Origin of the sequence: Alloyangia pacifica (genome assembly GCF_900116195.1) — a bacterium.
GTDB lineage: Bacteria > Pseudomonadota > Alphaproteobacteria > Rhodobacterales > Rhodobacteraceae > Salipiger > Salipiger pacificus.
This window is the reverse complement of the sequence record NZ_FOZW01000001.1, coordinates 304423-318797: the sequence shown is the minus strand read 5'-3', so window position 1 is coordinate 318797 and position 14375 is coordinate 304423. Positions and strand designations below refer to the sequence as shown.

Genomic DNA, 14375 nt, shown 5'->3' with positions numbered 1-14375 from the left:
TCTTTCATTTTGAGGTAAAATCGGTCGGGCCGGCGTCAGCTCCGTGACCCCGGGGAACTCAGACCGCAAAGTCGCGGTTCAATCATGTCTGCGTGATCACGAGTCCGCAGTCGCCCCGGAAACAACAGCAAAGAATAGATGAGCCTTACAGCCACGCCTGATACTGCCTCCGCCACGCCCGTCGCCGCCCGCCCGCAGGCGGGCAAACTCCGCTCCCACCGCAGCGCCATTCCGCCCGCCGCCCGCCACGTCCGCGGCTGGCGCTACTTCGCCGGGCTCTTCGGCGGCGAGCATATCGCCGCCACCGAGTTCGTGATCGGCGTGACCTTCGTGACCATGGGGGTCGGAACGGTCGAGTTGCTGCTCGGACTGCTGATCGGCAACCTGCTCGCCGTGGCGAGTTGGACCCTGGTGACCACGCCCATCGCGGTGGAGACCCGGCGCTCGCTGTTTTCCTATCTCGAGCAGATCACCGGCCCCTACTTCAGCAAGATCTACAACAGCGCGATCCTGCTGTTCTACGGCGCGCTCGCGGCGGCAATGATCACCGTCTCGGCCTATGCGGTACGCTTCGCCTTCGGCCTGCCGGTACAGCTCGAGCCCTATCCCACCTCGTTCGCCTTCATTCTCATCACGCTGCTGCTTGGCGCTGTCGTCATCGTCGTCGCTGCCCGCGGCTTCGAGGCGATGGCCAACTTCGCGACGATCTGCGCCCCTTGGATGCTGGCCTGCTTCATCTGCGGTGGCGCCGCGGCTCTGCCGATGCTTGCCTTCTCGGTGACCGGCGACACCGCCATGGGCAGCTTCGGCAATTTCCTCGACGTGGCGCATGCGGCGATCTGGACCGGCACCACCCCCGAGGGCGAGGACGGTATCACCGTCTGGGAGGTCGCCGCCTTTGCCTGGGCGAACGGCGCGATGGTGCACCTGGGACTGATCGACATGGCCACCTTCCGCTTTGCGCATCGCAAGTGGTACGGCGTCTTTTCCGGCGTCGGCATGTTCCTCGGCCACTACATCGGCTGGATCGCTGCGGGCCTCATGGGGGCCGGCGCGGCAGTGCTGCTGGGCAAGCCGCTGATGGCGCTCGATTCGGCCGACGTGGCATTCTCGGTGCTCGGCTACGTGGGCATTCTCGCGGTGATCTGTGCCGGCTGGACGACGGCCAATGCCTGCCTCTACCGCGCCGGTCTGGCCGCCAGCACGCTGATGCCCTCGATGTCGCGCGGCAAGGTGACGGCCATCGTCGGCGGCTTCATCGTGGTCGCGGCCTGCTTTCCTTTCGTGGCGCAGTCGATCATGCCGCTGACCGTCTACGGTGCGATCCTGCTCTGCCCGATCGGTGCCATCGTGATCGCCGAGCACTACCTGCTGCCGCGCCTCGGGCTGACCCGCTACTGGTCGCGCTACCTCGGTCAGCCGCTGAACACGGCGGCGCTGATCACCTGGGGCGTGTCGCTGGGCTTTGCCGTCGTCGTCTTCATGACAGGTGCGCTCAGCTTCTACTTCATCTTCATCCCCGAGTACCTGATTGCGCTTGCGGTCTACCCGCTTGCGGCGAGCCTCCTTGGCGCACGCGACACCTGGCCCGCCGACGAGGCCCGCCAGGCCGCCCGCGAGGAGCAACTCGCGAAGTTCGAACGAAAACGGCTCGAGGAATTCGGCGAGGACGACGACGATGACCCCTCGCTGGAACATACCGCACGGCTCGCCAAATGGCTTCTGGTCGGCGCCGGGATGGTGCTGGTGTTCATGATCGCCTTCGCAGTGCGACTGGTTGTGACCGCGCCGGACGGCGAGGCACTGGTGGTCATGCAGCGAGACTTCTTCCTGACCGCCGCGGCATTGACCGTGACCTACTTCCTGCTGTCCATGGCGGCGATGCGTGCGACCGATGGACCCGACAGCACCGAGAACTGAGCAATCCGGCATCACCGACCACGACACGGGCGCCCCCGAAGGGCGCCCGTTTTGCCTCCGATCCCGGGCAGAGCCTTGAAGACCAGAGCCCCGCGCCCCATAACTCTCTGAACACTCTTACACGAAAAGACGGACGTATGGACGCCCCTGCCACCGGAACACTCGACGCGGCCTTCTGGATGACCTCCGCCGCGATCCTGCTGCTCATTCTCTTCTCGGCCTTCTTCTCGGGCTCCGAGACCGCGCTGACCGCCGCCTCGCGCGGCAAGCTGCGCGCCGCCATGGACCGCGGATCCCGCGGCGCTGCCATGGCTCTGCAGATCACCGAGGACAACGAAAGGCTGATCGGCTCGGTGCTGCTGGGCAACAACCTCGTCAACATCCTCGCCACCTCGCTGGCCACGGCGCTCTTCACCCGGCTGCTCGGCGATGGCGGCGTCGCCATGGCGACGCTGATCATGACCTTCCTCGTGCTGATCTTCGCCGAGGTGCTGCCCAAGACCTACGCCATCACCAACCCCGAGGCCGCCGCCGCCACCGTGGCTCCGCCGATCCGGCTGGTGATCCTCATCTTTTCCCCCGTCGTGGCGGCGATCCGCGCGCTGGTACGGGTGCTGCTCAAGCTCATCGGCGTGCAGACCGACCCCGACAGCCAGATCCTCGCCGTGCGCGAAGAGATCGCCGGCGCGCTGCAGCTCGGCCACTCCGAGGGCGTGGTCGAAAAGGAAGACCGCGACCGCATTCTCGGCGCGCTCGACCTCGCGGAGCGCACGGTCGAGGAGATCATGCTGCACCGCTCGGGCATCGAGAGCATCGACGCCGAGGCCGAGCCGCGGGCGATCCTGCAGCAATGCCTCGACAGCAACCACACCCGCCTGCCGGTCTACCGCGGCGAGCCCGAGAACATCATCGGCATGGTCCACGCCAAGGACCTGCTGCGCGCCATGTACGAGACCATGGCCAAGGCCGGCGAGCGCGGCTTTGCGGCGCTGGACGACTTCCGCATCACCGAGGTGATGATGAAGCCCTACTTCGTGCCCGACACCACCACGCTCGCCGACCAAATGCGCAACTTCCTGCGTCGCCGGACCCACTTCGCGCTGGTGGTGGACGAATACGGCTCGCTCGAGGGGCTGATCACGCTGGAGGACATCCTCGAGGAGATCGTTGGCGAGATCGCCGACGAGCACGATCCCGACGCCGAGCATCAGGTCAGCGCGGGCGAGGATGGCTGGTACTGGCTCGACGGTGCGATGACCATCCGCGATCTCAACCGCGCCGCCGACTGGTCGCTGCCCGACGACGAAGCCAACACCATCGCGGGTCTCGTTATTCACGAGGCGCAGATGATCCCGACCGTCGGCCAGAGGTTCAGTTTCCACGGCTTCCGCTTCGAGGTCATGGAACGCGAGAACAACCGCATCACTCGGCTGCGGGTGCGGCCCGTGGAAGCTCTGCCGGAGTAATCGCGGAGTCGGCGGCGGGATCGACCGGCAGCTCGGCCTCGAGCACGTAGCCACCCGGCTCCCGCCGCTCGACCACGGTGCCGCCGACCTGGCTCACCGCCGCTTCGAGAAGCCGCGCGCCAAGCGCCGAAGAGGCCAGCGCGTCGAGCGTCGAACCCGGCTCCGGCCCGCTGCCGTTGTCGCGGCAGGTGAACTGAATGCGATTCACCCCGGTCTCGCGCAGCTCGAAGCGGATCACCGGCTTCGGATCACCCTCGTGGAACGCGTATTTCATCGCGTTCGCAGCAAACTCGTTGGCCACGACACCGATCGATGCGGCCACGCGGGACTCCACCTCGATGCGCGGCACATCGACCTCGAAGTCGACCTCGGCGGGGGCGTGACGCTGCAGCAGCGTCGCGACACGCGACAGATAGGTGTCGAGCCGCACGAAATGCATCTTCGACGTCAGGTTCAGCTCGGCATGCAGCTGCGAGACCGAATCCACCCGCCGCGCGATCGCATCCAGCGCGTCGCGGGTTTCGGCTTCGTTCGAACGAGCGCGGTAGAGGCGGATCGTCGAGGCGACGGTCTGCAGCGAGTTCTTCACCCGGTGGTCGATCTCCTCGCGCAGCACCTCCTTGTTGTGCAGCGCGCGCTGCAGGTCGAGCTGGCGCATCACCTGCCCCGCCATGACCTTGAGCAGCTTGCGCTGCTGCACGGTCAGCTTGCGCGGCTTTTCGTCGAGCACGCAGAGCGTGCCGATGCAATGGCCGCTGCGGGTGATCAGCGGCGCCCCCGCGTAGAAGCGCATCTTGGAGATCGTTCCGCAACACAGCGGATTGTCGGCGCTGCGCAGGTCGAGCATCGTGTCCTCGATCTCGAGGATGTCTTCCGACAGGATCGCATGGGCACAGATCGACTGCTCCAGCGGGGTTTGTCCCGGCTCCATGCCGAAGCGCGCCTTGAACCATTGCCGCTGCTCGTCGACCAGGCTGATCAGCGCGACCGGCACTTCGAGCAGCGAGGCCAGCAGTTCCACCACCTCGTCAAAGGCGGGATCGGGTGCGCTGTCGAGCACCCCGAAGCTCCGCAGCTCGGCAAGCCGTTCGAGTTCATCATCCGTTTTCCGCGCCAGAACCATCTTCTGAAACTGTCCCTTCAACAGGTCCCGCACCGCGCGAGCCGCGATGAGTGCAGGCATTCAATCTGGACATAGCAACATGGGCGGCTCCGCCAAGAGCGAAAGCGCGCCCAAGACAGGCGCCCCGGCGACAAGCCGCTTTTGAGGTCGAGTTTACACATTTTTTGCGAATTTGGTGCATTTGCTTTGCACGCAGGTCGTCCGGTCCCGCGACTATTCACGACAGCTCCGTCCGGCTCAGGCGGTAGCGGGCGGCTGTCCGAGAGCCTCGGACGCGCCCGCCACGACCAACCTGAATTCGGGGCCCCGAATTGACCGCCCGAGAAAGACCGCCCGAGAATGACCGCTCAGAATTGATCGCCCAGAATTTCCCTCGGGGTTTCGGGCTTTGCTGTATAAGGAGTCCCATGGGAGGAATTGCAGTCTTGATTCCCGCCGCCGGTGCAAGCAGCCGGATGCGCGGAGCCGACAAGCTCTTGATGCAGGTCGGCGGCCGGGCGCTTTTGCGCCGTCAGGCCGAGGAAGCGCTGCGCGCGGCCAACCACGTGACGGTCACACTGCCCGATCACGACCATCCGCGCGTCGCCGCACTGGCCGGCCTGCCGGTACAACTCGTCGCCGTCCCGGACGCTTCGCTGGGCATGTCCGCCTCGCTGCGCCGGGGCGTCGCGCTGCTGCCGCGCGACACGGACGCGATGGTGGTGCTGCCCGCCGATATGCCGGAGCTGACCGCCGAGGATATCGCACTGCTCGTACAGGGCTTTCGCGCCATGCCGCAGCCCACGCTTCAGCAAGGATGCGCGGAGGACGGCACACCGGGCCACCCGGTGCTGTTCCCGGCCGACTGTTTCTCGGCGATCCAGATGCTGGGAGGCGACGAGGGCGCACGCAGCGTGCTGGCCGCCAACCGCAACCGGCTGCGCAGGGTGATCCTGCCGGGCCGCCGCGCGCTGACCGACCTCGACACGCCCGAAGCCTGGCGCGACTGGGAACGGAACCAGGCGGCGCTCGATCCCTGCTGAGCGCCAGCCACGCCCCCCGGGTGGAAGCGTCCGGGTCTGCATCGCAGAAGGCTTGGAGGGTTTCAGCCTCTTCCGTTCCGGCCTTGAGTTGCCCGGGTCCTCTGGCATTTGTGTCCCCGGTGTCATCGCGTGTCCGTCGGTATCCGAATCCGGCAACGCCCGGATATTCGCACAGACAGGTCAAAGGCGCGCGGACCGGCAGCCTTACGACTGCAGCGCGGCTATTGCTGGCCCTCGCTTTGGCCCACCAGGACGCCACAATACCCGCACCCCATGACCCCAAAACAAAGAACCCCGGAACGCCGTGCGTCCCGGGGCCCTTCTGCGTCGCACCACCGCCCCACCGACGGTCCCGCGACGCGCTGCATTCTATGCCGAAGGCCGGCTCAGCCGACCAGCAGCTGCGCCTCGTGGCGCTTCAGCGAGCGGCGGGCCGCGCCGTAGGCCTGCAGGCCCTCGGCGTGTTCCAGCTCGGGGAAGAGCGCGAAGATCTCGTCGCGCTGCGCGTCGCCGATGCCCTTGAGCGTGTAATCACCGGGCTGGAAGCTTTCGGTCCAGGCGCCGTTCGAGAGCACCACCTCGTGCTGGTCGAACATGAAGTGGATGTAGGCCACGCCCATGGTCTCCACCTCGTCCACGCCCTCGAGCCCGGTCAGGTGCTTGGCCGCGGCGAGCACCTCGCGCTCTTCGAAGTAGAGCGCGGTGCGGTCGTTTGCGACCAGCACGCGGTGGTTCGGCGAGACCAGCAGGTCATGCTCGGGGTGGTTCTTGCCGAGCGCGCCCTTCTGGATCAGCACCGGTCGCAGGTGCGGCTGACGGGCCAGTTCGAAGCCGGTGAGCTCCTTGCGGCCGACCCAGCGGATTTCCTGGATGCCGTTGTCGCGGGTGATCACCCGGTCGCCAACCTTCAGGTCCTCAACAAGGCGCTCGCCCTGCGGCGTGGCGATCAGCGTACCGGGGGTGAAGCAGGGCATGACCTCGACCGTGACGTAGGCCGTGTCAGTGCCGCCGTTGCCGTCGTCGATGGTGTAGCTGAAGGAGTCGAAGCCCTCGAAGCCCTCTTCGGCGGTATAGGAGACCGTGCCGTCCTCGTTCAGCGTGGCGGTGCCGTTGGTCGGGTCGCCGATGCCGGTGATGGTCAGCGCGTCGCCATCGGCGTCGCTGTCGTTGACCGTCGGGTCGAAGGTCGCCGTCGAGGTGCCGGTGGTGTTATAGAGATCGTTCACCGCGTCCGGCGGGGTGTTCTCGCCGCCGGTCGGGTCGGTCGGGATGCCGGTGTTCACCGTGACGGTGCCGGTGTCGGTGCCGCCGTTGCCGTCGTCGATGGTGTAGGTGAAGCTGTCTTCGCCCGTGTGCCCCTCGTTCGGCGTATAGGTCACGGTGCCGTCGGCGTTCAGCGTCACGGTGCCGTTGGCAGGCTCGCCGACACCGGTGATGGTCAGCGTGTCGCCGTCGACATCCGTGTCATTGTCCATCGGCGCCAGGGTGACCGGCGTGCCGCTGCCGGTGGTGACGTAATCGTCGACCGCTTCGGGATCGTCGTTCACCGGGTAGACGGTGACCGCGACATGACCGGTGGCCGAGTTGCCGGCCGGATCCTCTACCGTGTAAGTGATCTCGGCATCGCCATTGTAGTCGGCGGCCGGGGTGAAGGTCAGCGTGCCGTCTTCGTTGATCGCCACGGTGCCGATGCTGTCGCCGCCGGTGACGGTGGCGGTGGTGACGGTGAGCGCATCGCCATCGGGATCGCTGTCGTTGGCCAGCACGTCAATGGTGACGGCCACGTCCTCGTCGGTCTCGGCGGCGTCATCCTCGGCCACGGGGCCGCTGTCATCGACGTCGCAGGTCGAGAAGCTCATGTCCGAGATCAGCACACCCTGGGTCGAGTCGCCGCCGTTCTCGTAGATCACCTCGATGCGCGAGACCGGGCCAGCGATCGACACGAGCACAGTGCCGTTCTCTTCGGCAAAGCTGGTGACTTCCTCGCCGGTGGCGGTGCCGTCGCTGGTGCTGGTGCTGCCGAGCGAGGTCAGCGTCACCTCGACAGGATTGCCCTCGGCGTCATAGGCGAGGATGGTGACATTGTCCTGGAAGCTGGTGCCGCCTGCCGTGCTGGTGCTGTCACCGCTCAGGTCGCCGAGGTCGGAGCCCGCGCCACCGTCCACGTCATTGAGGACGAACGACAGGTTCTGAACGTTGTCGGTGTAGAGCTCGTTCGAGGAACTGAAGTCGAAGACCGTGGTCGAGGTGGAGGACAGCGTGCCGCCGTCACCGCCCTCGCCAAAGAGCTTCAGGTGCGAGTTCGGATCGACCGAGGAGCCCTCGGGGACGTAGCCGTCGTAGTTCACGGTGAAGGCTTCCGCACCGGCGTCCTGCGACGTGAAGGAGATGCCGACATTGACGCCGCCAGTATCTACGGTCGTCCCCGTGCCGCCAGAGGCGGTATCCCCCAGCGTGGTCCCGAACGCACCGAGCGACGCCCAATTCAGAAACAAGTCAGCCATCGTTACACCCTTCAACACCAGATCGGGACGCGCCCGCGCCGCACCTGCGGCCTGCGACGGCTTTGCGCCGCCTTGCCCGGTCTCCGTCCTTCCGCGTTTTCGTGACGGTGGACCGGTCCGCGTGGCAGCGGGCAAAAGCGGTCCTGCTGGTGCCGGGCACATCTGCCCGACGCCATCGGTCACATCCTCGCGGATGACTTGAGATCGGCGGCCGCCCCCCGGCCTGTCCTTCGTCGCCCCCCAGTCGGGCTTAACGAAGTACTTAGAACTCGGCGGGCCGTTAACAAAGTCAAAAGTGGCGATCAGGTGGCAAAAGATGACGAAAGCAGGGCCGCAAGGCGGCACGCAAGCGTGAAATGAACGTCAATGTGGCGTAATTTTGTTTCCAAATCGCTTCAAATGACGTTCAGCACAATCGTCGATTTTCTCGATTTCCATGCGAACGCCGGCCGGGACGCCGCGGAACTCGTTGCCAGTTCGGAAACAGCCGCGTGATGGGCGTCGGCACCTCGGAGTTGCCCCATGCGTGCCCGATTTCAGGAACATCTGTCTCGTAGAGGGAACCAATTCAGACCGTCGTGCGGGATTGATAAGCACCGCAGCGCCAGAGGGCAGACACCCTCCGAATCAAACAACGGAATATGGCATCAATTCGATATGATCCGCGCGTGTCGAGGACCCCGCGCGCACCACGCCATACCAGCGCCCCATTGTCACCGGCGCCCGCCCCCCCAAAAAAACGCAAGACGTCCCCGGCCGCAGGCCGGGGACGTCTCGTGGTCTCTATGCGGTGGCCTCGCGGCCGGTCCGCCGGTAGAGAGGCTCAGAGCATCTCGATCTGGTAGCTCTCGATCACGGTGTTGGCGAGCAGCTTCTCGCACATCTCCTTGACCGTCTCCTCACCGGTGCCCTCGGCCAGTTCGAGGTCGATCACCTTGCCCTGACGCACGGCGCCCACGCCTTCGAAGCCGAGCCCGCCAAGCGCATGGCGCACGGCCTCGCCCTGCGGGTCGAGCACGCCCTCTTTCAGCATCACATGCACACGTGCCTTCATGGCCATCTCTCCGTTCATCGCAGAGGGGCGCTGCCCCTCATCTTTCCCAAACCAGGTAGATCGTAGCGCCGCCCGCGGCGCCACGCTTTCAATTGATCAGCTTCGGCTTCGCCACGTGGGTCGCCTGCTTCGGCATCACGCCCAGACGGCGCGCCACCTCGGTGTAGGCGTCGGTCAGCGAGCCGAGATCGCGGCGGAACACGTCCTTGTCGAGCTTCTGGCCGGTCTCGATGTCCCAAAGGCGCATCGAGTCGGGCGAAATCTCGTCGGCGACGATCAGGCGCTGGAAATCACCGTCATAGACGCGGCCGATCTCGATCTTGAAGTCGACGAGACGGATGCCGACGCCGTACATCAGGCCCGACAGGTAGTCGTTGACGCGCAGCGACAGGCTCAGGATGTCATCCATGTCCTGCTGCCCGGCCCAGCCGAAGGCGGCGATATGCTCTTCGGTGACCAGCGGGTCGCCCAGCTTGTCGTCCTTGTAGCAATACTCGACGATCGGGCGCGGCAGTGCGGTGCCCTCCTCGAGGCCGAGGCGTTTTGCCAGCGAGCCGGCGGCGTAATTGCGCACGATCACTTCCAGCGGGATGATCTCGCAGGCGCGGACCAGCTGCTCGCGCATGTTCAGCCGCTTCAGGAAGTGCGTGGGAACGCCGATGTTGTTGAGGCCGGTCATGAAGAACTCGGACAGGCGGTTGTTCAGCACGCCCTTGCCCTCGATCACGTCCTTCTTCTGCGCGTTGAAGGCGGTGGCATCGTCCTTGAAGTACTGGACGATGGTGCCCGGTTCGGGGCCTTCGTACAGAATCTTTGCCTTGCCTTCGTAGATCTTCTTGCGCCGTGCCATGGGAATCCTTTCGCCCGGGGCCGCGTATCGGCCGCTGCGTCTCGTTCGCCCTCATAAATCAAGGCTGCCCTTGCCGCAAGCGGCCTGCTTTCACTTGAGCCAGCGCAAAGTGCGTTACAAACTGATCGCATTATACTTGGGCCATCTATTGGAGGGGTACCCGATGACCACTTTCGACGACCGCGAACAGGCCTTTGAAAACAAGTTCGCCCATGATGCCAACCTGAACTTCCAAGCCGAGGTGCGTTGCAACAAGAAACTGGGCCTCTGGGCCGCGTCGCTGCTGGGCAAGAGCCCCGAGGAGGCTGCGGCTTACGCGGAGCAGATCATCAAGGCCGACCTCGACGAGGCCAGCCATGACGACATCATCGCCAGCATCGCCGCCGACCTCGGCGAAAAGGCCAGCGTCGAAATGGTCACCGCCAAGCGCGCCGAGCTTCTGATGGAGGCCCGCAAGGAAGTGCTCGAGGAGAGCTGAGCCTGACAACCGGCCCGCGCGCCGCCGTGGCGGCGCGCTTAGCCCATGCTCATCGCGCGATGACGATGTCCGCGCGCAGCCCGCCGAGCGTATCGCTCGCGCCGAGCCGCAGCACCCCGCCATGGGCCCGCGCGACATCGGCGGCGATCGCCAGACCCAGCCCGACGCCGGTGCCCCGGTCCTGGTTGCGCGCCGGATCAAGCCGGGCAAAGGGCTTCAGCGCCTCCTCGCGCCGCTCCGGCGGAATCCCCGGCCCGTCATCTTCGACCCGCAGACGCAGGGATTTCTCGGTCAGCGTCACCGAGACCTCGCAGTGCGTGCCGTAGCGCACGGCGTTGCCCACCAGATTCTCGAGCGCCCGGCGCAGAGCCACGGGGCGCACGCTGACCTCGCCATTACCCTCGACCGTGCCCAACGTAACCGCTTTGCCGCCACGCTGCGCGTCGGCCACCACCGAGGCAGCCAGCGCCACCGGGTCGACCGGTTCTGCCACCCCGTCCTGCGAATTGCCGCGGGCAAAATCGAGAAAGGCGTCGATCAGCCGCTGCATGTCGTCGACGTCACGCTCCAGCGGCTCCCGATCCTCGTCGTCGAGCATCGACAGGCCGAGCCGCAGCCGGGTGATCGGCGTCCGCAGGTCGTGACTGACCCCCGACAGCATCATCGTGCGCTGTTCGATCTGCCGCTCGATGCGGCTGCGCATGTCGAGGAAGGCATTGCCCGCTGCCCGCACCTCGACCGCACCGCCCGGCTGGTAGGGCACGTGGCGTCCACGACCAAAGGCCTCGGCCGCCTCGGCCAGCCGGGTGATCGGACGCAGCTGGTTGCGCAGGTAGAAGAAGGCGATCACCGTCATCAGGATGCCGAAGAACATCATGTTCACCAAGAGCTGGTGCGGATTCGACGCCGAGGCGCGCTGGCGCGAGAACTCGATCTTGTAGAGCGTGCCGCGCGCGCCGCGCAGGTAGAGCGCGACCAGATTGTCATCGGGCAGCATCACGCGCTGCACCCCGGGCACGAAATCCGTGAGCGTCTCCGCCACCACGAGCCCCGAGAAGTCATACCAGCGCCGCTGGCTCGCCTCGGGCAGCGCCGACTCGGCGACCTGCCGCATCCGCAGACCGAGCGGCGCCGCCGCCGCGGGCGTGTGCAACGCGTATCTGATATCCCGTGCCACCCCGCGGGACATCTGCTGCGAGACGCCTTCGAAATGCCGCTGCACGAAGACCACCGAGACCACCAGCTGTATGGTGAAGACCGGCAGGATCAGGATCAGCGCCGCGCGCGCGTAGATGCCGCGGGGCATGTATTGTTTGAGCCACTGGAAGAACATGCGCTAACCCTAGCCTTGGCGCCCCGGCGCCACCATCCGCAAACGAGACCCAAGATGATCGATCCCCAGCCCGACTTCCAGCCCGTGCAGGGCCATGCCGAGCAGCTCGCCCCCGGGCTGCGCCGCATCCTGGCACCGAATCCCTCGCCGATGACCTTTCGCGGCACCAATACCTACGTTCTGGGACACCGCGCGCTCGCGGTGATCGACCCCGGCCCGCTCTCCGACACCCATCTCGCCGCGATCCTCTCGGCGGTCGGCCCGCAGCAGAGCATCAGCCATATCCTGGTGACCCACGCGCACCTCGATCACTCCCCCCTCGCCCGGCCGCTCTCCGAGGCCACCGGCGCGCCGGTGCTCGCTTTCGGAGATGCGCGGGCCGGGCGCAGCGCCCTGATGCGCCAGCTGGCCGAAACCGGGCTGGCCGGTGGCGGCGAGGGTGTCGACGCGGGATTCGTCCCGGATGAAACCCTGGCCGACGGCGCACTGATCGAGGGCGACGGCTGGCGCCTCGAAGCACTTCATACCCCCGGTCATTTCGGCAATCACCTGAGTTTCGCCTGGGGCGACGTGCTGTTCTCCGGCGATCTGGTGATGGGCTGGGCCAGTTCTCTGGTCTCTCCGCCCGACGGCGACCTCGGCGCCTTCATGCAGTCGCTCGAGCGTCTGCGCTGCCGCCGCTGGAGCCGCATGCACCCCGGGCACGGCGCCCCCGTCACCGACACCGCGGCGCGCCTTGACGCGCTCCTCGCCCATCGACGCGCGCGCGAGGCCTCGATCCTCGAGGCGCTCGCCAAGGCGCCCGCGGACGCCGCAACCCTTGCTGCGGCCATCTACAAGGACACAGACCCTGTCCTCCTGCCCGCCGCAGTCCGAAACGTGCTGGCGCATCTGATCGACCTGACCCAGCGTAATGCCGTGATTTCGCTAGGTCATCTTGAAAAAGATGCAGTATTTTCAATGGCATGAAAGAAAAAACGGCTTCCGGCGAAAAAACTGCAAAAAGCCTCTGGACGCCCGGAGTCGCCATTGCTAAATACCCCCCACGTTCCGGCGTAGCTCAGCGGTAGAGCAGTTGACTGTTAATCAATTGGTCGTAGGTTCGATCCCTACCGCCGGAGCCAACTTCCCTAAATAAATACGGGAAGTTGGCAGAGGCCAGAGTAAACTGGCCGACGTGACCCCCAAGCCCTAGGCAACCTTTAGGCAACCCCCTCGGGGCGCGGTTTCCGCGATTCTTGCCGATGGTCGCGACCTCCCGCCCTCCCTGCCTGAACGGGCAGAAACTTGTGTTGCCTGCGAGCCTCCTCGGCCCGCAAGTTGCCCTCGCCGTCTGTCGCAGCGGGCGCGTTTCGGGGAAGCTCTCGCCGATACTTGGCGCGGGGGTAATCATGCCGTTGTTGCAGAAATCGGGCAAGGGATTCACTACATGAATCCAAAATGATAGCTGTTAAGCATGAGCAGTTGGGCCCCTACGAAGTATAAGACCACGAACTGGTCGGCTTACAATGAAGCGCTACGGCAACGCGGATCGCTGACGATCTGGTTTGATCCTGACATGGAATGGACCCCTCCGCCGACCGGGAGACGCGGTCGCCAACAGAGCTTCAGCGATGCCACGATCCAGACTTGCCTGACGATGAAGGTGCTCTTTGGCATGCCGCTGCGGCAGACGACCGGCTTCGTGCAGAGCCTGCTGCGGCTGGTCGCGCTGGACTGGAATGTTTCAGACTTCAGCACGCTCTGTCGCCGCCAAAGAGCGCTGAACGTGAGTATCCCCTACCGCGGTGGTGCGGGTCCGCTGAACCTGCTGATCGACAGTACAGGCATCAAGGCCGAAGGCGAGTGGAACGCCCGCAAGCACGGGGGCCCAAAGCGCCGCATCTGGCGCAAGATACACCTCGGCATCGACGAGGAAACGCTGGAGGCTCGGGCCGTCGAGGTCACGGGAAGCAATGTAGGCGATGCGCCCGTCTTGCCTGACTTGCTCGACCAGATCCCGTCTGACGAAGAGATCGGTTCCGTGACGGCAGATGGCGCATACGATACCCGCAAGTGCCACGAGGCAATCGCTGCCCGTTGTGCCGCTGCGATCATCCCGCCCCGCAAGAACGCCAAGCCGTGGAAACCGACGAGAGCCCCGGAGCCATCGCCCGCAATGAGGCTCTGCGCGCTTCCAAATATTTGGGTCGCGCCATCTGGCGACGATGGTCTGGCTACCACCGCCGGAGCCGGGTCGAGAGCAAGATGAACTGCATCAAGCTGCTCGGCCAATCCCTCATGGCCCGAGACTTCGACCGCCAGGTCGCCGAGTTGCAGGTTCGTATCGCCGTACTGAACGGCTACACAGCGCTCCGCATACCCGTCACGGAAGCTGTGGGATAGGTCCGTCCGGGGAAAGGGGAACCTCGGTGTTCAGACGATTTGTGCAACAGAGCCGACTGGCGTAGTAGCGCGGCTCATCCTTAACTACGGCTGTCCAAACTTGGTCGTGTATCGACCCAGTGAAAACCTGCTCATGCTAAAAGGGAGAACGTAGCAATGAGTATGACGATGGACGACAGCATCAAGCGTTGGACAGCGAAGCGGACGACGGCTCTGGTGATCGGCGCCTCCGTTGTGATG

At 65.4% G+C, this 14375-nt stretch carries 10 protein-coding genes, 1 tRNA gene and 1 pseudogene; 7 read left to right on the top strand and 5 right to left on the bottom strand.

The genetic code is table 11. The features are described from left to right. Nucleotides 1-138: 138 nt before the first annotated feature. Together BM397_RS01555 and BM397_RS01550 are read left to right on the top strand one after the other, a co-directional pair. Nucleotides 139-1920 carry a purine-cytosine permease family protein gene (locus tag BM397_RS01555; RefSeq protein WP_092420668.1) on the top strand — a complete coding sequence of 594 codons (1782 nt, stop codon included), beginning with the start codon at nt 139-141 and terminating at the stop codon, nt 1918-1920. 137 nt (nt 1921-2057) lie between these two features. Then, nucleotides 2058-3386 carry an HlyC/CorC family transporter gene (locus tag BM397_RS01550; protein WP_092420665.1) on the top strand — a complete coding sequence of 443 codons (1329 nt, stop codon included), beginning with the start codon at nt 2058-2060 and terminating at the stop codon, nt 3384-3386. On the opposite strand, the gene BM397_RS01545 is transcribed toward BM397_RS01550, so the two are convergent. Next, nucleotides 3343-4530, bottom strand: coding sequence for a histidine kinase dimerization/phosphoacceptor domain -containing protein (locus BM397_RS01545; RefSeq protein ID WP_245695976.1), 1188 nt, complete (start codon nt 4528-4530; stop codon nt 3343-3345). The two genes, BM397_RS01550 and BM397_RS01545, sit on opposite strands and share 44 nt — an antisense overlap. 386 nt (nt 4531-4916) lie before the next feature. On the opposite strand from BM397_RS01545, the gene BM397_RS01540 reads away from it, so the two are divergent. Next, entirely contained in the window at nt 4917-5531 is a 615-nt protein-coding gene (locus BM397_RS01540; protein WP_092420663.1) for a nucleotidyltransferase family protein, read from the top strand. A gap of 386 nt (nt 5532-5917) precedes the next feature. Here BM397_RS01540 and BM397_RS01535 read toward each other — a convergent pair whose 3' ends face one another. The 3 genes from BM397_RS01535 to purC form a co-directional block, all read right to left on the bottom strand. Continuing rightward, on the bottom strand, nt 5918-8035 hold the full coding sequence (locus tag BM397_RS01535; RefSeq protein WP_092420660.1) for an Ig-like domain-containing protein: 2118 nt from the start codon (nt 8033-8035) through the stop codon (nt 5918-5920). Nucleotides 8036-8858: 823 nt separating this feature from the next. Continuing rightward, on the bottom strand, nt 8859-9089 hold the full coding sequence (gene purS / locus BM397_RS01530) for a phosphoribosylformylglycinamidine synthase subunit PurS (RefSeq protein WP_092422342.1): 231 nt from the start codon (nt 9087-9089) through the stop codon (nt 8859-8861). Between the two features lie 88 nt (nt 9090-9177). Beyond that, nucleotides 9178-9939 carry a phosphoribosylaminoimidazolesuccinocarboxamide synthase gene (gene purC, locus BM397_RS01525; protein ID WP_092420656.1) on the bottom strand — a complete coding sequence of 254 codons (762 nt, stop codon included), beginning with the start codon at nt 9937-9939 and terminating at the stop codon, nt 9178-9180. A 163-nt stretch (nt 9940-10102) separates the two neighbouring features. Here purC and BM397_RS01520 point away from each other — a divergent pair, with 163 nt between their 5' ends. Next, on the top strand, nt 10103-10417 hold the full coding sequence (locus BM397_RS01520; protein ID WP_092420653.1) for a DUF1476 domain-containing protein: 315 nt from the start codon (nt 10103-10105) through the stop codon (nt 10415-10417). Nucleotides 10418-10466: 49 nt separating this feature from the next. Here BM397_RS01520 and BM397_RS01515 read toward each other — a convergent pair whose 3' ends face one another. Then, complete coding sequence (locus BM397_RS01515) at nt 10467-11750, bottom strand: ATP-binding protein (protein ID WP_092420650.1); 1284 nt, start codon at nt 11748-11750, stop codon at nt 10467-10469. Nucleotides 11751-11804: 54 nt separating this feature from the next. On the opposite strand from BM397_RS01515, the gene BM397_RS01510 reads away from it, so the two are divergent. The 3 genes and pseudogenes from BM397_RS01510 (at nt 11805) to BM397_RS01500 (ending at nt 14135) form a co-directional block, all read left to right on the top strand. Then, a complete protein-coding gene (locus BM397_RS01510) occupies nt 11805-12719 on the top strand; it encodes an MBL fold metallo-hydrolase (RefSeq protein WP_092420643.1) in 915 nt (304 codons plus the stop codon). 80 nt (nt 12720-12799) lie between these two features. Continuing rightward, a tRNA-Asn gene (locus BM397_RS01505) sits at nt 12800-12874 on the top strand. Between the two features lie 332 nt (nt 12875-13206). Further along, nucleotides 13207-14135 (top strand): annotated as a pseudogene (locus BM397_RS01500) (IS5 family transposase). The last annotated feature ends 240 nt before the right edge of the window (nt 14136-14375 follow it).

What these genes read in the sequence shown, in the direction of transcription:
- BM397_RS01555 (WP_092420668.1), top strand. Translation starts at nt 139, where the DNA reads ATGAGCCTTACAGCCACGCCTGATACTGCCTCCGCCACGCCCGTCGCC.
- BM397_RS01550 (WP_092420665.1), top strand. Translation starts at nt 2,058, where the DNA reads ATGGACGCCCCTGCCACCGGAACACTCGACGCGGCCTTCTGGATGACC.
- BM397_RS01540 (WP_092420663.1), top strand. Translation starts at nt 4,917, where the DNA reads ATGGGAGGAATTGCAGTCTTGATTCCCGCCGCCGGTGCAAGCAGCCGG.
- BM397_RS01535 (WP_092420660.1), bottom strand. Translation starts at nt 8,035, where the DNA reads ATGGCTGACTTGTTTCTGAATTGGGCGTCGCTCGGTGCGTTCGGGACC.
- purS (WP_092422342.1), bottom strand. Translation starts at nt 9,089, where the DNA reads ATGAAGGCACGTGTGCATGTGATGCTGAAAGAGGGCGTGCTCGACCCG.
- purC (WP_092420656.1), bottom strand. Translation starts at nt 9,939, where the DNA reads ATGGCACGGCGCAAGAAGATCTACGAAGGCAAGGCAAAGATTCTGTAC.
- BM397_RS01520 (WP_092420653.1), top strand. Translation starts at nt 10,103, where the DNA reads ATGACCACTTTCGACGACCGCGAACAGGCCTTTGAAAACAAGTTCGCC.
- BM397_RS01515 (WP_092420650.1), bottom strand. Translation starts at nt 11,750, where the DNA reads ATGTTCTTCCAGTGGCTCAAACAATACATGCCCCGCGGCATCTACGCG.
- BM397_RS01510 (WP_092420643.1), top strand. Translation starts at nt 11,805, where the DNA reads ATGATCGATCCCCAGCCCGACTTCCAGCCCGTGCAGGGCCATGCCGAG.